The organism is Streptomyces sp. G-G2 (assembly GCF_030063135.1).
GTDB lineage: Bacteria > Actinomycetota > Actinomycetes > Streptomycetales > Streptomycetaceae > Streptomyces.
Genome location: NZ_JASISO010000078.1, coordinates 1 through 17,196, shown reverse-complemented (window position 1 = coordinate 17,196; position 17,196 = coordinate 1). Strand labels below are relative to the sequence as shown.

General features: G+C 71.6%; 17 protein-coding genes. 8 read left to right on the top strand and 9 right to left on the bottom strand.

All coding sequences use genetic code 11. The annotated features are described in order from the left end of the window. A partial coding sequence (locus QMF80_RS36135) for an FAD-dependent monooxygenase (RefSeq protein WP_283461384.1) occupies positions 1-1,201 on the bottom strand: 1,201 nt, incomplete at its 3' end. A gap of 243 nt (positions 1,202-1,444) precedes the next feature. Here QMF80_RS36135 and QMF80_RS36130 point away from each other — a divergent pair. Beyond that, positions 1,445-2,002, top strand: coding sequence for a flavoprotein (locus QMF80_RS36130; RefSeq protein ID WP_283461382.1), 558 nt, complete (start codon positions 1,445-1,447; stop codon positions 2,000-2,002). 31 nt (positions 2,003-2,033) lie between these two features. Here QMF80_RS36130 and QMF80_RS36125 read toward each other — a convergent pair whose 3' ends face one another. The 3 genes from QMF80_RS36125 to QMF80_RS36115 form a co-directional block, all read right to left on the bottom strand. Next, complete coding sequence (locus QMF80_RS36125) at positions 2,034-2,558, bottom strand: DinB family protein (RefSeq protein ID WP_283461380.1); 525 nt, start codon at positions 2,556-2,558, stop codon at positions 2,034-2,036. Positions 2,559-2,565: 7 nt separating this feature from the next. Next, positions 2,566-3,723 carry an NAD-dependent epimerase/dehydratase family protein gene (locus QMF80_RS36120; RefSeq protein ID WP_283461378.1) on the bottom strand — a complete coding sequence of 386 codons (1,158 nt, stop codon included), beginning with the start codon at positions 3,721-3,723 and terminating at the stop codon, positions 2,566-2,568. Positions 3,724-3,925: 202 nt separating this feature from the next. Next, positions 3,926-4,804, bottom strand: a complete 879-nt coding sequence (locus tag QMF80_RS36115) for an AfsR/SARP family transcriptional regulator (protein ID WP_283461376.1) — start codon at positions 4,802-4,804, stop codon at positions 3,926-3,928. Between the two features lie 200 nt (positions 4,805-5,004). Between QMF80_RS36115 and QMF80_RS36110 the strand changes: the two genes are divergently transcribed. Then, entirely contained in the window at positions 5,005-5,862 is an 858-nt protein-coding gene (locus QMF80_RS36110; protein WP_283461374.1) for an AfsR/SARP family transcriptional regulator, read from the top strand. Positions 5,863-5,920: 58 nt separating this feature from the next. On the opposite strand, the gene QMF80_RS36105 is transcribed toward QMF80_RS36110, so the two are convergent. From QMF80_RS36105 to QMF80_RS36085, 5 genes are all read right to left on the bottom strand, one after another. After that, entirely contained in the window at positions 5,921-6,691 is a 771-nt protein-coding gene (locus tag QMF80_RS36105; protein ID WP_283461372.1) for a ScbR family autoregulator-binding transcription factor, read from the bottom strand. Between the two features lie 83 nt (positions 6,692-6,774). Continuing rightward, a complete protein-coding gene (locus tag QMF80_RS36100; RefSeq protein ID WP_283461370.1) occupies positions 6,775-7,638 on the bottom strand; it encodes an AfsR/SARP family transcriptional regulator in 864 nt (287 codons plus the stop codon). A gap of 270 nt (positions 7,639-7,908) precedes the next feature. After that, a complete protein-coding gene (locus QMF80_RS36095; protein WP_283461368.1) occupies positions 7,909-8,553 on the bottom strand; it encodes a ScbR family autoregulator-binding transcription factor in 645 nt (214 codons plus the stop codon). 191 nt (positions 8,554-8,744) lie between these two features. Continuing rightward, entirely contained in the window at positions 8,745-9,440 is a 696-nt protein-coding gene (locus QMF80_RS36090) for a ScbR family autoregulator-binding transcription factor (protein WP_283461366.1), read from the bottom strand. Between the two features lie 324 nt (positions 9,441-9,764). Next, positions 9,765-11,012, bottom strand: coding sequence for a cytochrome P450 family protein (locus QMF80_RS36085; protein ID WP_283461364.1), 1,248 nt, complete (start codon positions 11,010-11,012; stop codon positions 9,765-9,767). Positions 11,013-11,506: 494 nt separating this feature from the next. Here QMF80_RS36085 and QMF80_RS36080 point away from each other — a divergent pair, with 494 nt between their 5' ends. From QMF80_RS36080 to QMF80_RS38490, 6 genes are all read left to right on the top strand, one after another. After that, positions 11,507-12,490, top strand: coding sequence for a ScbA/BarX family gamma-butyrolactone biosynthesis protein (locus tag QMF80_RS36080; RefSeq protein WP_283461362.1), 984 nt, complete (start codon positions 11,507-11,509; stop codon positions 12,488-12,490). A 110-nt stretch (positions 12,491-12,600) separates the two neighbouring features. After that, complete coding sequence (locus QMF80_RS36075; protein ID WP_283461360.1) at positions 12,601-13,377, top strand: SDR family NAD(P)-dependent oxidoreductase; 777 nt, start codon at positions 12,601-12,603, stop codon at positions 13,375-13,377. A gap of 200 nt (positions 13,378-13,577) precedes the next feature. Beyond that, positions 13,578-14,252 (top strand): ScbR family autoregulator-binding transcription factor, encoded by a 675-nt coding sequence (locus QMF80_RS36070; RefSeq protein ID WP_283461358.1) that lies wholly within the window; start codon positions 13,578-13,580, stop codon positions 14,250-14,252. A gap of 156 nt (positions 14,253-14,408) precedes the next feature. After that, positions 14,409-15,713: a ParA family protein gene (locus QMF80_RS36065; RefSeq protein WP_283461356.1), complete on the top strand. Its 1,305-nt coding sequence runs from the start codon at positions 14,409-14,411 to the stop codon at positions 15,711-15,713. Beyond that, entirely contained in the window at positions 15,710-16,594 is an 885-nt protein-coding gene (locus tag QMF80_RS36060; protein ID WP_283461353.1) for a ParB/RepB/Spo0J family partition protein, read from the top strand. Before QMF80_RS36065 ends, QMF80_RS36060 begins: the two co-directional genes overlap by 4 nt. A gap of 65 nt (positions 16,595-16,659) precedes the next feature. Further along, on the top strand, positions 16,660-17,196 hold a 537-nt coding region (locus tag QMF80_RS38490), incomplete at its 3' end, for a helix-turn-helix transcriptional regulator (RefSeq protein WP_502962990.1).

The following is a 17,196-nucleotide window of genomic DNA, read 5'->3' as shown; positions in this document are numbered from 1 at the left end:
CCGCAGCACCCACCACCCCCACCACCGCGGGCAACGCCGCCCCCGCCACCGCACCCGTGACCCGCGCGAGCGCACTCGTCCTCCGCGCCGCCGCCCCCCGCAGCGCCCGTGCCACCGGCACCCGCTCCTCCTCGTACGTACGGAGCAACTCCGGCCCCACCCAGCCCCGTTCGACCATCGCCAGCTTCCACGCCAGGTCGTACGCCTCCTGCACTCCGGTGTTGAGTCCTTGCCCCGACGCGGGCCCGTACACGTGCGCCGCGTCCCCGGCGACGAAGCACCGCCCCGCCCCCATCCGCGTGGCCACCGCCCCCCGGAAGGTGTGCACGGCGCTCCACTCCGGCGCCCCCACCCGCACCTCGCGCCCCAGCCCGGCCGACAGCTTCGCCGACAGCCGGCGCTCCACCGGGCGCGGATCCCGCACCACATCGGCGGGCGCCGGGTCCAGCAGCCGCCAGTGCCCGTCCCGCCGGTGCGGGATCATCATCAGCGCCTGGCCGTCGGTGTACACCCAGTGCACGGTGTCCTGCGCCAGCCCCGTCGCCCGCACGGGCGCGTCGGCCAGCTCCCAGGTCTCCTCGGCCCCGCCGACGCACGGCAGCCGCAGCCCGGCCCGCACCGTACTGTCCGCCCCGTCGCACCCCACCAGCCACGGCACGGCGCAGACCTCCCGGCGCCCGCCGGGGTGCTCCAAGGAGGCCCGTACGCCCTCGGGATCCTGCGCGAAGGCGGTCAGCCGCACGCCCCACTCCACCCGCACACCGAGCCGGGCGACCGCCTTGCGCAGCACGGCCTCGGTACGGGCCTGGGCGATGACGACGGTGTACGGGTACCGGGTGGGCGTGGACGCGTAGTCCGCGTCCAACCGCACCGAAGACCCGCCGTCCCACACGCTCCCGCCCGCGGACAGCGTGAACGCCCTGTTCCGCCGCCCCTGTTCGAGTACGGGCCCCACCACACCCATCTGGTCGAGGATCTCCAGCGTCCGGGGGTGCAGCACCATCGACCCGCCCCCGCGACCGGCCGCCCCCCGCCCGCCTCCGCGCCCGGCCCCCGCTCCCGCTCCCGCTCCCGCGCCCGCCGCCCCGTCGACCACCCGGACGGCGATGCCCCGGCGCGCCAGCTCGTGCGCGGCGGTCAGCCCGACCGGCCCGGCTCCGACGATGAGCACCCGCGCACCCGGCCCCCTGCTTCGCGGCATGGCGCCGCCCCCTCCCCGTGGGCCGTCGATCCGCTGTCGCGTACGCGGCGTTCACGGCGTTCCATGCTCGGCCCCACCGCTCGCAGCCCCCCGGACGGCCACTGGAGAACCGCTCGCACCCACCCCACCCGGCCCCCGCCCGGCCCCGCACCCCCGCCCAACACCCCCACCAGCACGTCGCACCTCGAACATCCGGCCGACCTCAGGCATGGTCGAGGTCGGGACATGTGATCACATGATCGTATGACGAGGACTCTCTACCTGTTCTGCTCCGCCGCCCCGCCCGTGTTCGACGTGGCCCACGTGATCGAGAACGCGCAGGCGCGCGGCTGGGACGTGTGCCTCGGCCTGACCCCGACCGCGGCGCACTGGGTGGCAGGCAGCCTCGACGGACTGGCCGCGCTGACCGGCCACCCGGTGCGCTGGCAGTACAAGCTGCCCGGCGAGCCGGACGTCTGGCCCGCCGCCGACGCGCTGCTCTTCGCTCCCGCCACCTTCAACTCGCTCAACGCCTGGGCCCTCGGCCTCACCGACCGCTTCGTGGCCGGCTCCGCCGCCGAGGCGATCGGCAAGGCGATACCCGTCGTGGCGATGCCGTGCGTGAACGCCGCCCTCGCGGCCCACCCGCAGTTCGACCAGAGCGTGGCCGCCCTGCGCGGGGCGGGTGTCGAGTTCCTTTACGGGGAGGGCGGCTTCGTGCCCGGCCCGGCGGGCCCGGACGCCCCCGCGCAGTTCCCGTGGGCCTCGGCCCTGGACGCGGTGGACCGCCGCGTCGAGGACGCGCGCGGCAGCGGAACCTGAGCCCCACGGCGCCCGCTCCCCCGCCCGCGGTCTACTCCCCCGTCGTCCCGTCGATCGCCTCGCGCAGCAGATCGGCGTGGCCGTTGTGGCGGGCGTACTCCTCGATCATGTGGGTCAGGACGTAGTGCAGGGAGTAGGTCGCGTCGATCTGGCGCGCCTCGTCGACGTACCGCCCGGTGACGTCGAGGGACGCGGCCCCGTCGACGATCGCCCGGGACAGTTCGCAGGTCCGCTCCCACACCGCGAAGGCCTCGTCCGGGTCCGCGCCCCCGACCTCCCACTCCGTTCCGCGTCCGGCCTCGTCGCGCGGCCAGTACCCGCGGATGTCCTCGCCGTTGACGACGTTGCGGAACCACCCCCGCTCGACCTCGGCCAGATGCCGGACGAGCCCGAGCAGGGTGATCCCGGTGGTCGGTATCGCCTTGCGGCGCACCTGCTCGGGCGTCAGCCCCGCGCACTTCATCATCAGGGTGTCGCGCTGGTACTGGAGGATGCTGGTGAGGGTGGCGCGCTCGTCGCCCACCTGGACCGGAACGGTTCGCTGTTCGTCGTACATCGCGTGATCATGCCCGCTGTACGAGCCTGCCCGCCCCGATTTCCACCTGCTGGACACCCGGCACGGCACCCCGGACCGCCCCCCGCCGGCCGCCCCGCTGCCCGGGCAGCCCGGCCAGCGCACCCAGCCCGACCAGACCCCGCAAGCCGGCCAGGGCAAGCGGTTCGGACGACGCGGACGCAGCCGAGACCGCCATTCCCGCCGTCACATCAGCGCCCCCGTCCGGCCGCACGCCGCCCCGCGCCCGGTACCACTGCGCCGCCGCCTCCAGCCGGGCCAGCGGCCCGGGCCCGGGAGAGATCCCGCCCAGCTCCCAGACCGCGTCGCTCCGGTACCACATATCCCCGGCCAGCAGCGTGAACTGACGCTCACTCACCCATCCCGGCCGGGCCCGCAGCCCGGCCAGGCAGGCCTCCCAGTCCAGCGAGCCGCCTGCGGCGGGGGCGTGCGGCAGCACTCCGTACCGCGCCAGCGCCCCCATCAGCTCCCCGTTGCGCACCGGTTCCGGATCCCCGGCGTGCAGCACCCCGCCCGGCAGCGCCGTCGGGGTCAGCGCCAGGGCGGCCACCAGTCTTGCCAGGTCCATGACATCTATGAACGAGGCCCGGCCCCGCCCCCCGCCCCAGCCCGCGGGCACCCGCCGGAAGGCGTCCACCAGCGCCGGTACGGCCCATCGGTCCCCGCACCCGGTCACCAGCGGAGCCCGCAGCACCGTCCCGCCCGCCGCCAGCACCGACGCCTCCCCCACGAGCCGGCTCCGGCTGGCGGCGGACACGGGCGCGGGGCACAGCTCGCCGACCGCCGGGCCGCGGTGCGGGCCCGGCCCGTAGACCGCGCAGGTGGAGAGGTGCACGACGCGCGCCACCCCGGCCCGGCGCGCCTCCGCCATCAGGGCCGCCGTTCCGCGCACGTTGACGTCCGCGCAGCGCCCCTCGTCGGAGCCGACGTACGAGGCGAGCGACAGCAGCACCGAGGCCCCGTCGCACAGTCCGCGCAGCGAGGCGGGATCACCCAGGTCCCCCCGCACCGCCGAGCCGCCCGGCGCCCCCGCCTCCCCGGACTCCCCCGGCTCGCGCGAGAGCAGCCGTACCGGCACCCCCGCGTCGAGCAGTCTCCGCACCACCGCCGAGCCCACGAACCCGGTTCCCCCGCTGATCACGATCATCACGCCACCCCCGGCCGACTGCGCACAGAAAAAAAGAGAACGCCCTTTATGTTATGAGGGCGTTCTCTCTTCGCGCAGGCGTTCGGCCAGTTTTTTCCACTCAACTCCGCTGGACGCGGCTCAGGTTCGCTCGCTCGGCTCCGCTCGACGTAACCCGGGTCCGCTCGACATGGCCCAGCTTCGCTCCCGTCGGCTCCGCCCGTCAGGCCGCGTACAGATCGAACGTAGAGCCCCGCTTCGGCCCCGCCGCCACGTCCAGCGCCGGATCCACCGTCAGCATCGCCTGGTGCAGCCGCTGCAACTGGGGGGACGGCTCCACCCCCAGGTCCTCGATCAGCCGGGCCCGCAGCCGCCGGTACACGTCCAGCGCGCTCGCCTGCCGCCCCGACCGGTACAGCGCCACCATCGCCTGCGAGTGCAGCCCCTCGTGCTGCGGATGCCGGGCGATCATCTCCGCCAGCTCCGCGAGCAGTTCGGCGTGCCTGCCGAGCCGCAGGTCCACATCGATCCGCCGCTCCGTGGTGACCAGCCGGGACTCCTCCAGCCGCATCACCTCGATCTCCAGGATCGGCCCGACCCGTACGTCGACCAGCGCCGGGCCCTGCCACAGCGCCAGCGCCTTGCGCAACTGCGCCGCCGCGCTCTCGTCGTCCCCGGCCTCGAAGGCGGCGTGCCCTCCGGCCACCAGGGTCTCGTACTCGTACACGTCAAGGCACTCCGGCGGTATCTGGAGCAGGTAGCCCCCGTGCCGGGTGGCCAGAATGTCCTTGGCACCAGCGCCCGCGCCGTCCAGTCCGCCCGGTCCGCCGGTACCACCCGGGCCCCCCGGCCCGCCGGTCCCGCCCGGCCCCATCGCGGTGCCGAGTCTTCGGCGCAGCTGGAGTATGTAGGTCTGCAGCGTGGTCAGCGCGCTCTGCGGCAGATCCGTGCCCCAGATCTCCTCCATCAGGGTCGGGACCGGCATCACCCGCCCCGGATACAGCGCGAGGAGGGTGAGGATCTGCCTCGGCTTGCGCGCTGACGGAACGATCGAGCCCCCGTTGACCTCGGCACTCAACGGACCCAGAACCCGAAACTTCACGGTCTCCTCCGCACGTCGTCGAGCTACCTCGATTTTCGGCCTTCGATTGAGGGAAAGATAGCCGCGCCCCAAGCGATGTCACCGCATTCTCAAGTCCCTTTCGAGGACGTCTCCACGGCCACCGCTTTCCGCTCCGCCGACACCTGCTACATTCCGCTCGAAGGCGTACGAAAGGACGTACGAAGGGGATCGCCACCGTCATGGAATTCCTTCTCCTCGGCCCGGTCGAGGCCCACGATCCGCGTACGGGCGCCCGCACCGCGCCCTCGGGAGCCAAACAGCGCGCCCTGCTCGGCGCCCTCGCCGTCCACCGCGGCCGCGACCTCTGCGCCGACCGGCTGATCGACGAGCTGTGGGGCGACGCCCCGCCCGCCGCCGCCACCGGCGCCCTCCAGGCGCACATCGGCCGACTGCGCCGCTCCCTGCACGCGCTCGACGGACGCGACCACATCGCCACCGGGCCCGCGGGCTACCGGCTGCGCGGCGCCGCCCGCGGTACCGACGCCGGAGCGTTCGAACTGCTCTCGGCCGAGGGCCGCGCATGCCTGCCCACCGACCCCGCGCGCGCCGCTGAGCTGCTGCGACGCTCCCTGGACCGGTGGCGCGGCGCACCCCTGGAGGGCGCGGCCGGAGGCCGGTTGTGCGCGGCGGAGGCGGACCGGCTGGGCGAGCTGCGGCTGGCTACCCAGGAGGCCCTGTACGAGGCCTGCCTGGCGATGCCGCACGCCGACCACCACGCCCTGGCCCGGGAGCTGGAGCGGCTCACCGCCGACCACCCGACCCAGGAGCGCCTCTACGACCTGCTCATGGTGGCCCTGTACCGCGGCGGGCGCCGCTCGGAGGCCCTCGGGGTGTACGAACGGGCCCGCCGCCGGCTGCGCACGGAACTCGGCGTGGAGCCGGGCCCGGCCCTGCACGCCCGCGTCACGGACGTCCTGGAATCCGCGGACCCGGCGGCGGCCGCACTTCTCGGTCTCCGCAATGAAATAGCCCGGCTGAGCACCCGGGTGGACACACTCACCCGCCGCCTGAATTCCACTGGAGCCCTGACGGGATAACCCGGGAGACCGACCGAAAAGGAGAGAGTAACCCAACGACCCGGACCGGCAGAGGAATTCAGACACCGCTGCCGAGAATGCCGATGATTCCCCGCCCCGAACCGGAAACCGAACCGGAACCGGAACCGGAACCGGAGGAGGGCCCGACACCGTCCCCTTCGCCGGCGTCACGGTCCACACCCACACCCACACCCACGCCTCCGGCCCACAGCGGCCCGGCCGCCCGCGTCCGGTACTCCCCTTCGCGCCCCGCGGCCACCACCGCGGGCAGCAGCAGCACCCACAGGGCCGCCACCTTGCGCTGCAACTCCCCGTACGGCATGCCCGTCCCGGACATCACCTCGATCCCGCTCGCGGCAGCGGCCACCAGCGACTCCGTGCTCTCCCAGCGGTGGTCGGCGCGCAGCTCACCCGCGTCCCGCGCCTGCCGCAGCAGCGTGCACACGGCGATGATCCACGCCCGGTGGAAGTCGATGACCGGCGGCTGCTGTCCCGCGCACTCCTTGGTGATCCGGAAGCTCGCCGGGATCGCCGGATCCTCGTGCAGCGTCCGGGCCATCCAGTGCGTGGTGTCGATCAGCGACTGGAGCGGCGAGGCCCCGGCCTCGCGCAGCGCCCGTACCGAATCGTGCAGCAGCGCGCAGCCGCGCTGCTGCACCGCCTCCGCCAGCTCGTCCTTGGAGGCGAAGTGGAAGTAGAGCGCCCCTTTGGTCACTCCGGCGGCGCCCGCGATGTCACCGAGGGTCGCGTTGGCGTACCCGTTGCGGTGGAACAACTCGGCCCCGGCGCCGACGAGCCGCCTGCGGGTCCGTTCCGACCTCTCCTGCACCGAACCGTCCCCTCTCGTCCCGTCCAGCCGAGCCCCGCCGCTCGCCTTCGCACGTCCGCGCACGCTCGTACCCGGGTGCGGCATCAGACGCGTACGAGTCGCTCGCCACCCGCGTCCGTGGCCTCGGCGAGGCTCTCGGGACCGGCCATGAGGATGGAGCGCTGCAAGCGCCGCAGCGCGGCGGACGGCTCCAGGCCCAGTTCGCGTACGAGCATTCCGCGCAGCCGCTGGTAGACGTCCAGGGCCTCGCCGCGGCGGCCGGAGCGGTGCAGGGCGAGCATGAACTGCCCGTGCAGGTTCTCGTGCGTGCGGTAGCGGCTCGCCAGTACGGTCAGTTCGGCCAGCAGTTCGCGGTGCCGCCCCAGCCGGAGGTCGGCCTCGATGCGCTGGTCGAGCGCGCACAGCCGGGTCTCTTCCAGCCTCCGGGTCTCCATGTCGAGCTGGACCCCGCCCTGTACGTCGGCGAAGGCGGGCCCGGACCACAGGGCGAGGGCCTCGCGCAGCAGCCGCGCCGCGCCGGGGAAGTCCCCGGCGTCCATGGCGCGGTAGCCGGTCCCGGCCAGCCGGTCGAACTCCCGCACGTCGCTCGTGCCGCCGTTACTGTTGAGCAGGTAGCCGCCGGGCAGCGTGACGAGCACCTCCTTGGCGGTACGGGCGCCCGCGGTGCCCGCCGCACCGGCCGCACCCGCGGCCTCCGCGGCCGCCGGCTCCCGATCCAGCGCCGTCGCGATGAGCGCGCGCAGCTGGAGAACGTACGTCTGCAGGGTGGTCCGCGCGCTGCGCGGCGGCTCCCCCGCCCACAGTTCTTCGATCAGCGCCGACACCGGCACGACCTGGTCGGCATGGAGCGCCAGGAGCGCCAGGACCTGCCGGGGCTTGGGGGCGGTCGGCGTGATGGAGATCCCGTTCTCCCGCACCGCCAGTGCGCCTAGTACATCGATGTCCACGCCGTACTCCCCTGTCCTTGGATGAGTCGCATCCTCAGTAGAAAACAGGACCGACGGTTTGTCAATATCAAACCGGTTGCGCTGTTTTGCAGCCCAGCGGCACCCTACTGACACTCAAGAACCCATGTTGACCTGGGGAGTTGTGCGGTATCCGACGCGTGATGCGGCCAACCCATCCCCTAGTCGACGCCTCAACGAGCCCTAAAGCCCCTCCCTGAACCCTCAAGAACAAGACCGCACGGTCTGGTTAACCTCCACGCACCAACCCCCTCACCCGCCCAACGGCCGACGCCCCGTCCCCTCGGCCACCAAGCCCCCCAACGCCCCCTCGGCAGCGAGCCTCGGCAGCATCAGCGTCCAGAACCGGGTGAGGGTCCCCCTGGAAACCCAGTCCCGATCACCGGCCCCCAGCACCTCCAGCCCCACCGTGGAGGCCACCACCGCACTCGCCGCGTCCTGCGGAGGCACCCCGTCCGCGAGCGCACCCTCCCGTGCGGCGGCCCTCAACACCTCGTCCACCCACACCCGCCACTGGCGCCTCAGATCCACTCCGCTGTCCCGCGCGGCATCCGCGCACAGACCAAATCCGGCCCGTACCACGACGTCCCCGGCCAGCAGTGCCATCAGCTCGTGCGTGGAGTCGACCAGGACCTGCAACGCGTTCGCGTCCAGCTCGCCCTCAACTCCCGGGCGCCCGACGGTGATCAGCCGCAGGGCCTCGACCGCGCGGTCCTCCACGGCCCGCGCCAGCGCGGTCTTGCTCTCGAAGTGGAAATGCAGGCCTCCGGCGCTCACCCCGGCCCGCTTGCTGATCATCGCGATCGACGCGGTGACGAATCCCTCTTCGGCGAACACCTCCGCCGCGCTGCGGAGCAGCGTTTCACGCGTGCGGGCGGCACGTTCCTGCTTGACCATGGAGTCTCCACAAACCGCCCTCGCGGTTTGCCCAAGGGGGCAAAAGATCTTCAGCCGACACAGTCGGTGTCCCCACTGGAGCGCCGCTCGCGCCCCGCCGGAGCCGGAAGGTGAACGACGGCCGACTCCCGGCCGAACCAGCGCCTGCCCGCGAGCACCCGGCGCAACCGGCCCGTCCCGCGTCCGAACCCCTACCGCCCGCCCGCGGACCCCGCGCCGACGCCCACCCCGGCGCCCGCGCCCACGGCCGCCAGCGCCTCGACCTCCAGGGCCACCCGCGCCCCCCGGTCCGGTGCCATGTCCAGCCGGGACAGCATCGCTGGCGTCGAAATGCTCGGGTAGATGTGCTGGTAGACCGAGGCCACCCGGTCCTCTATGTCGGCCCGGTCGTTGAGGGTCTGGGAGAAGATCTGCGCACCCGTCCAGCAGGCCGACAGGATCCAGGCCGTCTCCGCGGGGTCCACGTGCGGCAGCAGTTCGCCCTGCTGTTTCGCCTGAACCAGCAGCTCACGGGTGAAGTCGATCCAGCCCGGCACCGATCCGCCCGCGAAGATCTCCCGCATCCCGGGCCCGAGCGAGAGCCGCGCTCCCGCGCTGAGCATCGGCTCCTGCTTCATCCGGTGGGCCAGGACCATCGCGACGTCGACGAGTTCCTGGAGCTTGCTCTCCCGGTGCGGCACCCCGGCTTCACCGAACTGCTCGTCCAGCACGCCCTGCGCCAGCTCCTGCTTGGACGCGAAGTGGAAGTACAGCGCGCCCTTGGTGACGCCCGCCCGCGAAAGGATGTCGGCGATGGTGGCCGCGTCGTAGCCGCGCTCGTCGAAGACCGATGCGGCCGCCTCCAAGATCGCGCGACGCGTACGGACCGCACGTTCCTGTCGTGCCACGGGTGCCTCCGTTGTCGAGGGTCGGTTTCGGCTGGTTCACCGCACAGGATCCATCCCCCCGATAAAACCAACCAGAAGGTCCGTATTTTATCAAGCAGACTACAGCGACTCCATGATCCCCTTCGGTCGGGTTTCGGTACCGCCTCCCGGGGCCCGTCTCCCGCTCCGCGCCCCCGCACCGGCCCCACCTCCCGCCCCCGAGGGCGAGCCCGCTCACCGGCCCCGGTCCGCCCGCGTACCCGGCGCGGGAATACGGCACCGAAACCCGGCCCGTCTGTGTCAAGTCGGGGCCGTGGCCCACCGGGTCCGCGCGGAAGCCGTGGCTCACCGGGTCCGCGCGGGCGCCCCGAGGAGAACCGGAAGCTCCCGCGGTCCGTTGGAGATGAAGGATTCGACCCTGCCCGGCCCACCCGGTACGTCCGCGAGCGACAGCTCGGGGAACCGGTCGAAGAGCCGCTCGATCCCCACGGCGCACTCCAGCCGCGCCAGGGACGCCCCCAGGCAGTGGTGCGTCCCGAACCCGAAGGAGAGGTGGTCCCCGCGGGTGGCCCGGGTGATGTCGAAGCGCCCGGCGTCCGGCCCGTGCACCGCCTCGTCGCGCCCCGCCGAGTCGAAGGACACCACGATCGGGTCGCCTTGGGGAATGACCACCCCGTCGGCCACCTCGATGTCCTCCACCGCGAAGCGCATCAGCCCGTACGCCGCGGGCGGCTCCAGCCGGAGCGTCTCCTCGACCGCGTCGTCCCACGAGGCCCGCCCGGTCCGGATCAGCTCCAACTGGTCCGGGTTGCGCAGCAGTTCGTACACAGCCGAGCAGATCAGGTTCACCGAGGTCTCGTAGCCGGCGGTGAGCAGCAGGATCAGGTTGTCGATCAGCTCCTTCTCGCTGAGCCGCGACCCGTCCCCCTCGTCACGGGTGTTGATGAGCACGGTGGTCATGTCGTCGCCGGGGTGCTCCCGCCGGTAGGCGAGCAGATCGGCCATGGTGGCGTACATCAGCTCGCCGTTCGCCTGGGCGTCCTCGGCCGTGATGGCCGTGTCGAAGAACCCGTTGATGATGGTGTGCAGGGGTTCCCAGGACCGCTCGGGTATCCCGAACAGCTCGAAGACGATCCGCGTGGGCAGTTCGTGCCCGAAGTGGGCGCGCAGGTCGACCGGCGCGGTATCGGGCAATGCGGCGAGCCGGTCGAGCAGCTCGTCGGCGACCTCCTCGACCAGCGACCGCATCGGGGCGACCCGCCGTGCGGTGAAGGCGGCGGCGACCGGCTTGCGCAGCCGGGTGTGCTCGGACCCGTAGGCCGTGATCATGTTCTGTACCGAGACCCAGATGGCCAGCGGCCATTCCGCGCCGACCTCGCCGCTGATCCAGGCGGGCCAGTGCCGGTAGCCGTCCTTGGACAGGCGGGGGTCGACCAGCAGCCTGCGGATCGTCGCGCTCCCGCTGAGCACCCATCCGGGCAGCCCGCCGGGCAGCGTCACCCGCGTCGCGGGGCCCTGCCGGTGCAGGTGCGCGGTCTCCGCGTGGATGTCCGTCCCGGACAGATCGAGCGCGTAGGGGCACTGACGGTTCATCGGTGGCTCCAGATGGTCGGCGTGGGCGGCAATGAGGTGGTGACACATTGGCGACGCGGTGCATGGGAACTTCCACGCCCCGTATTCCAAACCGCCCATCCGGTTTTGAACTCACCGGTGGCGGAGCCAAGTCTGACACCGCCCCCACCCCTGCGCCACCATCGACAGGCCAGTCGACCCGCACTTGACGGTGGCTTGAATTCCCCTCACGAGGCCTCACGCCCCAACACCCCGTCGGACCGGGGCATATGACCGGAAGACTGGCTCCCACTTGGGGCGGAACCAAGCCGTCATCGCCGTTGCCTTCCGACCGGAACTTCGCTGGTGAGACCAGCCCAGGACCCCGTCAAACCCCTCTTGCAGGATGTTGACATTGGTACACGAGCGACATGCGGTCATCTTTAGCACCTTGCAAACAAAACCGGAGAGTACGTATCTTGCGTCTCGCGTGCGCAACCCATCCCATCCGTCGACACGGCTCTGTGGAGAGGTCCATGACGATGCTGACGATCCGGAAGAACCCCCCGATCCGCCCGCTGGAGCCCACGGGAGCACCATGGACGCGGTGCAACGAGGTCCCGGCGGCCCCCCGGCTGACCACCACGGTCCCCCGGGAGTACGTCCACCGAAGCTCCCTCGCCGAGGTCTTCCTGACCGGCTGCGACCTGATCGGCCCGGACACCTTCTCCCTCACCGGGCAGTGGCCCCGGGCCCACACGTTCTTCACCAGCGCCGACGGCACCAGTCACGACCCGGTCCAGGCCGGCGAGACGATCCGCCAGGTCGGCCTGTACCTCTGCCATGCCGTCTACGGAGTCCCCCTCGACCACAATGTCCTGTTGTGGAGCCTGGACTTCGCCTCCGACCCCGACCAGCTGCGTATCGGTCGCGGCCCCAGTGACCTCACGATGGTCGCCACGTGCACGGACTTCGGCTGGCAGGGGAACCGCTTCGCCGGGTTCCTCCAGGTCGACATCCACCGCGCGGGCCGCCTCGCCGCCACCGGCACCGCCCGCTTCACCTGCGTCGCCCCCGCCACCTACCGCAGACTCAGAGGCGACCGCGGCCGTACCGGCCTGGCCCAGCCCCTGGAACGGCGTACGCCCATACCCGCGGCCCACGCCGGACGGCTGCTCCCCTTCGACGTGGTCCTCGCCCCCACCGAGAACAGCGGGCGCTGGCTGCTGAGCCCCGACCTCGACCACCCGATCCTCTTCGAGCACGCCAACGACCACCACCCGGGCATGGTCCTCGTCGAAGCCGCCCGCCAGGCGGCCTGCGGACTCCACCCCCAGAGCGGTTTCGCCCCCTCAGCCGTCGCCACCGAGTTCCGCCACTACGCCGAACTGGACACCCCGTGCTGGATCGAGGCCACCCCGCGCACCCCCACGGTCATCGAGGTCACGGGGCACCAGAACGACCAACTGGTCTTCCTCTCCACCGTCACCGGCTACGCCCGCACCGCTTCCCCGCGCTGACCTCGCCCCGGTTCCACCCCGCGGGCCTCGCCCCGGTACCGGGCCCCCACTCCCCCCGCCTCTTCACAAAACCCTTACTGACAGCCTCACCTCGTGTTACCGTCACGCCCGTGACAGTCGGTAACAGCTTTTTGCTGGCGGGGAAATCGGCGCTGATCACCGGCGCCAGCGCGGGCATAGGCGCGGCTGCGGCCCGGGTGTTCTGCCGGGAAGGCGCGGCAGTGACACTGATCGCGCGCCGCGAACCCGAACTCGCCGCGCTCACCGAGGAACTGCGCGGAGCGGGCCACCAGGCCCAGTACGTCGTCGGCGACGTGACGCGCGTCGAGGACGTGGCCCGCGCGGTGGCCGCCGCGGTGGCCACCCACGGTTCCCTGGACGCCGCGTTCAACAACGCGGGCATCGGCGCCGAGCCCAAGCCCATGCACCTCCTCGACGAAGAGGTCTACGACAGCGTCATGGACACCAACGTCCGGGGCGTCTGGAACTGCATGCGCCAGGAGATCCGCGTCATGCTCGCCGCGGGCACGGGCGGCACCATCGTGAACAACAGCAGCACCGCCGGTCTGGTCGCCACCCCGGTGACCGCCGCCTACATCGCGTCCAAGCACGCGGTCCTGGGCCTGACCAAGGCCGCCGCCGCCGAATACGCCCCCCACGGCATCCGCGTCAACGCCATCGCCCCGGGCTCCACCCGCAGCGAGATGATCGACGCTTGGCTGAAGCAGAACCCGGCCATGGAGGCGACCCTCCTGCAGTCCGCTCCGCTCCCCCGTATCGCGGCCCCGCAGGAGATCGCCGAATCCGCGGCCTGGCTCTGCAGCGACCGCGCCTCCTTCGTCGTCGGCGCGACCCTCTCGGTGGACGGCGGCTGGACCACCCGCTGAGGCCCCCACCGTTAACGGCGTTAACGGCGTTGCGGCATTAACGCCGTTAACAAACGGACCCACTCACTCCACTTAACGGCGTTAACACTGTCCCGGAAAAAGTACTGGTCGACTGGTTTTCTTCCCCACCACGCCCTAGATTGATCACCCAGCACAGAACGACCACCGCTGAACACCCGCTTCCCCGAGGAGACCCGCACGTGGCCAGGGCCAGGCAGGAACGCGCCGAGATCACCCGCCAGGCGATCCTCGACGGCGCGGCCATCGCCTTCGACCAGTCCGGCTTCGGAGCCACCAGCCTCAGCGACGTCGTCAAACACGCCGGTGTCACCAAGGGCGCCCTCTACTTCCACTTCCCGTCCAAGGAAGCCCTCGCCCGCACCCTGATGGACGAGCAGTTCCAGGTCTCCGAGGACGTTCCCGCCGTCGTGAACCCCGGTCTCCAGACCGCCATCGACCTCGCCCACCAGATGGCCCACGGCCTGCGCACCAACGTCCGCGTCCGCGCGGGCATCCGCCTGGTCATCGAGTTCGGCTCGTTCACGGACCCGGACCCGGCCCCGTACAACGCCTGGATCGATACCTGCTTCAGCTGCCTGAGGCCCGCCCAGGACCGCGGCGACGTACTTCCCCACCTCGACGCCCGCGACCTCGCGACCTACCTCATCGCCTCCTTCACCGGGGTACAGGTCACCTCCCACGTCCGGAGCGCCCGCGAGGACCTCCACCGCCGGGTCGTCGACCTGTGGAACTTCGTCCTGCCGGGGATCACACCCGCCGACCGCATCCCCTTCTTCGACCCGTCCGGCTCACCGGAATGCCGGACCGCACTCGGTCTGCCGAACCTGGCCTCCGCAGTGGTCCCGGTCGGCTGACGACGTGACAGGGCGGCCTCGCACACGCCGTGGCGAACCACGGGGGTGCTCGCCACGGCGTGTGCGAGACCGCCCTGTCACGTTCCTCCCTATTCCGTTAGCAAAACTCAAGCGCGGCGCCCACATCACCCTCTGAACGTTAGTAAAGTCCCTCTCATGACTTCACCCTCGTCTCAGAGCGACCGAGAGAAGGTCGTCTCCAAGCTGCCTCCGTGGCTGCGCCAGGAGTTGAAAATCCGCACGGCACAACTGCGGGTGGACATCCAGGACGCGGTTCACCAGGGCATCTCCCACTGGAGCTCCCTCGCGTCCGCCCCCTCCCCGGTCGACACCTCCGGCGCCGAATCGTTCTCCACCTGGCTGCCCGCCGGCCAGTGGGAATCCTTCCGCTCCACCTCCAAGGACCGCGGTGTCTCCCTCATCCAGGGACTCGCCCAATCCGTCCGCCTCTGGCTGGAGATGAACCCGGCCCCCACGGTCAAGCGTCCCTCCGTGGTCCGCCGCATCATCGTGTGCAACCAGAAGGGCGGAGTCGGCAAGACCGCGATCACCGCCGGTACGGCCGAGGCCCTCGCCGAAGACCCGGACAGCCTCCACCCCGTCCGCATCGCCCGCCAGCTCGCGCGCCTCGCCGCGGAGGAGCACCCGCACCCCACCGAGGCCGACCCCACCCGGGTCCACTCCCCGGAGACCCGGCCCGCGGAAGCCCACCCCACACCGCTCGACCTCGAGGACCTCCCGGGCCTCGGCATGCGCGTCCTGATCGTCGACTTCGACCCGCAGGGCCACCTCACCAAGCAGCTCGGCCAGCAGCCCCTGCCCATCGGCGGCGACAGCCTCACCTGCCACATGGCGAGCGAAGCCAAGGGCCCCCTCGCCGACCTCATCGTCCCCATCGCGGACGACCGCTTCGGCGACCGGCTGCACGTCCTCCCCGCCTGCACGGACGCCTTCCTCCTGGACGTCCGGCTCTCCACCGTCCGCGCCCGCGAGGCCGCCCTCGAACGCGCCCTCGCCCCGGTCGAGTCCGACTACGACGTGATCCTCGTCGACTGCCCGCCCAGCCTCGGCCTCAGCATGGACGCGGCCATCTACTACGGCCGCCGCCGCGACACCGAACAGCCCGGCGCCTCCGGCGCGCTGATCGTCGTACAGGCCGAGGACTCCTCGGCGGACGCGTACGACCTCCTCACGTCCCAGATCAACGATCTCCGCGACGACCTCAGCCTCGACATCGACTACCTCGGGCTCGTCGTCAACCTGTACGACGGCCGCCGCGGCTACATCGCGACCTCCTCCCTCCAAGCCTGGATGGACATAAAGGATCCGCGTGTCGTCGCCATCGTCCCGGACCTCAAGGAGCAGCGTGAGGCCGTCCGCGTGAAGCAGCCACTGTTCGTCTACGCGCCCAAGGGCGACCAGGCCGTCGCCTTCCGCGCACTCGCCAGGGAGATCTCATGAGCAAGGCCGACAAGCTCGGGGTCTCGGCTTCCTTCGCCCGCGCCCAGCCCGCCGGAGTCAGCTCCCGCCGGGCCGCCATCGCCGAGGCCACGGGCGCGCCCACCTCCGGAGTGGTCCCCCCGTCCGAGGTGCCCATCGAGGCCCTCGCCCACAACCCGTTCAACCTCCGCGAAGACCTCACCGAACTCGACGAACTGGCCCAGTCCCTCATCTCCCGGGGACAGCTCCAGCCGCTCGCGGTCGCCACCCGCATGGCCTTCATGGAGGCCCACCCGGGCCAGACCGACGGCCTCGGCCGCGCCCCGTACGTCGTCATCGACGGCAACCGCCGCCTCGCCGCGGCACAGCTCGCGGGCCTCAAGACGATGCAGATCCACGTCAACGATTCCCTCTCCACCTCCGCGGCGGACATCCTCGAATCGGCGCTGATCGCCAACGTCCACCGCGTCGACGTGGCACCGATGGACCAGGCCCGCGCCCTCCAGGAACTCGTGGAAGTCCACGGCTCCCAGGCCCAGGTGGCCAAGCGCCTCGGCAAGACCCCCGCCTGGGTCTCCCAGCGGCTCACACTCCTGAACCTCACCCCCGGCCTTCAGGAGAAGGTCGAGACGGGCGAGCTGAAGGTGGAACCGGCCCGCCGGATCGGCCGCCTCCCCCAGGAGTCCCAGGCCGCGGCGGCGGACGAAAGCATTAACGCCGTTAACCCCCCACGCCAGCGCACCCGCCCGACCCCGGCACCCGTTAACGGCGTTAACGCCGTTAATACCCACCGCATCACGATCACGGCGGACTCCCCCAAATCCGTCGCCGATGCCCTGACCGCCCACCTGACCCCCGACGACCTGAAGGCCGTCACCGAACTCCTCATGACACGCATCTGAAGCAGGCAGCACTCCCGATGGGGCGCTGACGACCGTTAACGCCGTTAACGCCCCACGTGCGTTTCATGTGCGTTCAAGCGTGCGACTGGACTAGGCTCCCCCGCGGAGGTACGAACATGCCCGACGAACAAGAGAGCCTCTTCGCAGCGGTGGACGCCCTGCTGGAAGAAGCCGCCGCCCAGGACTCGCTCCCGCACCCGGACGAACGCAAGCGCCTGCGCGAAGCCGCAGGCCTGAGTCAGGACCAGATCGCCAGGGCCCTGTCCGTACGCCGTGAAACGGTGACCTCCTGGGAAACGGGCCGTACCGACCCCCGCCCCCCCAAACGAGCGGCCTACATCCGCCTCCTGGACGGCCTGGCCACCCTCCACCCCGTTAACGGCGTTAACGCCGTTAACCCCACCCCCGCCGCACCCGAGCCTCCGGCCCCCCCAGCCCCCGAGGCGCAGCACCCGGAGCAGCCCGCCGCAGCGGACCCCGCACCAGCACCCGCACCCCGGTCCGCGACCCCGACGCCCACCGCACCCGCCCCCCCGTCCCCCGCCCCTGTTAACGCCGTTAATGCCGTTAACGCCCCGGCCCCCCCCCCCCCCGCCCGCCCC

What these genes read in the sequence shown, in the direction of transcription:
- QMF80_RS36065 (WP_283461356.1), top strand. Translation starts at nt 14,409, where the DNA reads ATGACTTCACCCTCGTCTCAGAGCGACCGAGAGAAGGTCGTCTCCAAG.
- QMF80_RS36130 (WP_283461382.1), top strand. Translation starts at nt 1,445, where the DNA reads ATGACGAGGACTCTCTACCTGTTCTGCTCCGCCGCCCCGCCCGTGTTC.
- QMF80_RS36095 (WP_283461368.1), bottom strand. Translation starts at nt 8,553, where the DNA reads ATGGTCAAGCAGGAACGTGCCGCCCGCACGCGTGAAACGCTGCTCCGC.
- QMF80_RS36120 (WP_283461378.1), bottom strand. Translation starts at nt 3,723, where the DNA reads ATGATCGTGATCAGCGGGGGAACCGGGTTCGTGGGCTCGGCGGTGGTG.
- QMF80_RS36060 (WP_283461353.1), top strand. Translation starts at nt 15,710, where the DNA reads ATGAGCAAGGCCGACAAGCTCGGGGTCTCGGCTTCCTTCGCCCGCGCC.
- QMF80_RS36085 (WP_283461364.1), bottom strand. Translation starts at nt 11,012, where the DNA reads ATGAACCGTCAGTGCCCCTACGCGCTCGATCTGTCCGGGACGGACATC.
- QMF80_RS36080 (WP_283461362.1), top strand. Translation starts at nt 11,507, where the DNA reads ATGACGATGCTGACGATCCGGAAGAACCCCCCGATCCGCCCGCTGGAG.
- QMF80_RS36125 (WP_283461380.1), bottom strand. Translation starts at nt 2,558, where the DNA reads ATGTACGACGAACAGCGAACCGTTCCGGTCCAGGTGGGCGACGAGCGC.
- QMF80_RS36110 (WP_283461374.1), top strand. Translation starts at nt 5,005, where the DNA reads ATGGAATTCCTTCTCCTCGGCCCGGTCGAGGCCCACGATCCGCGTACG.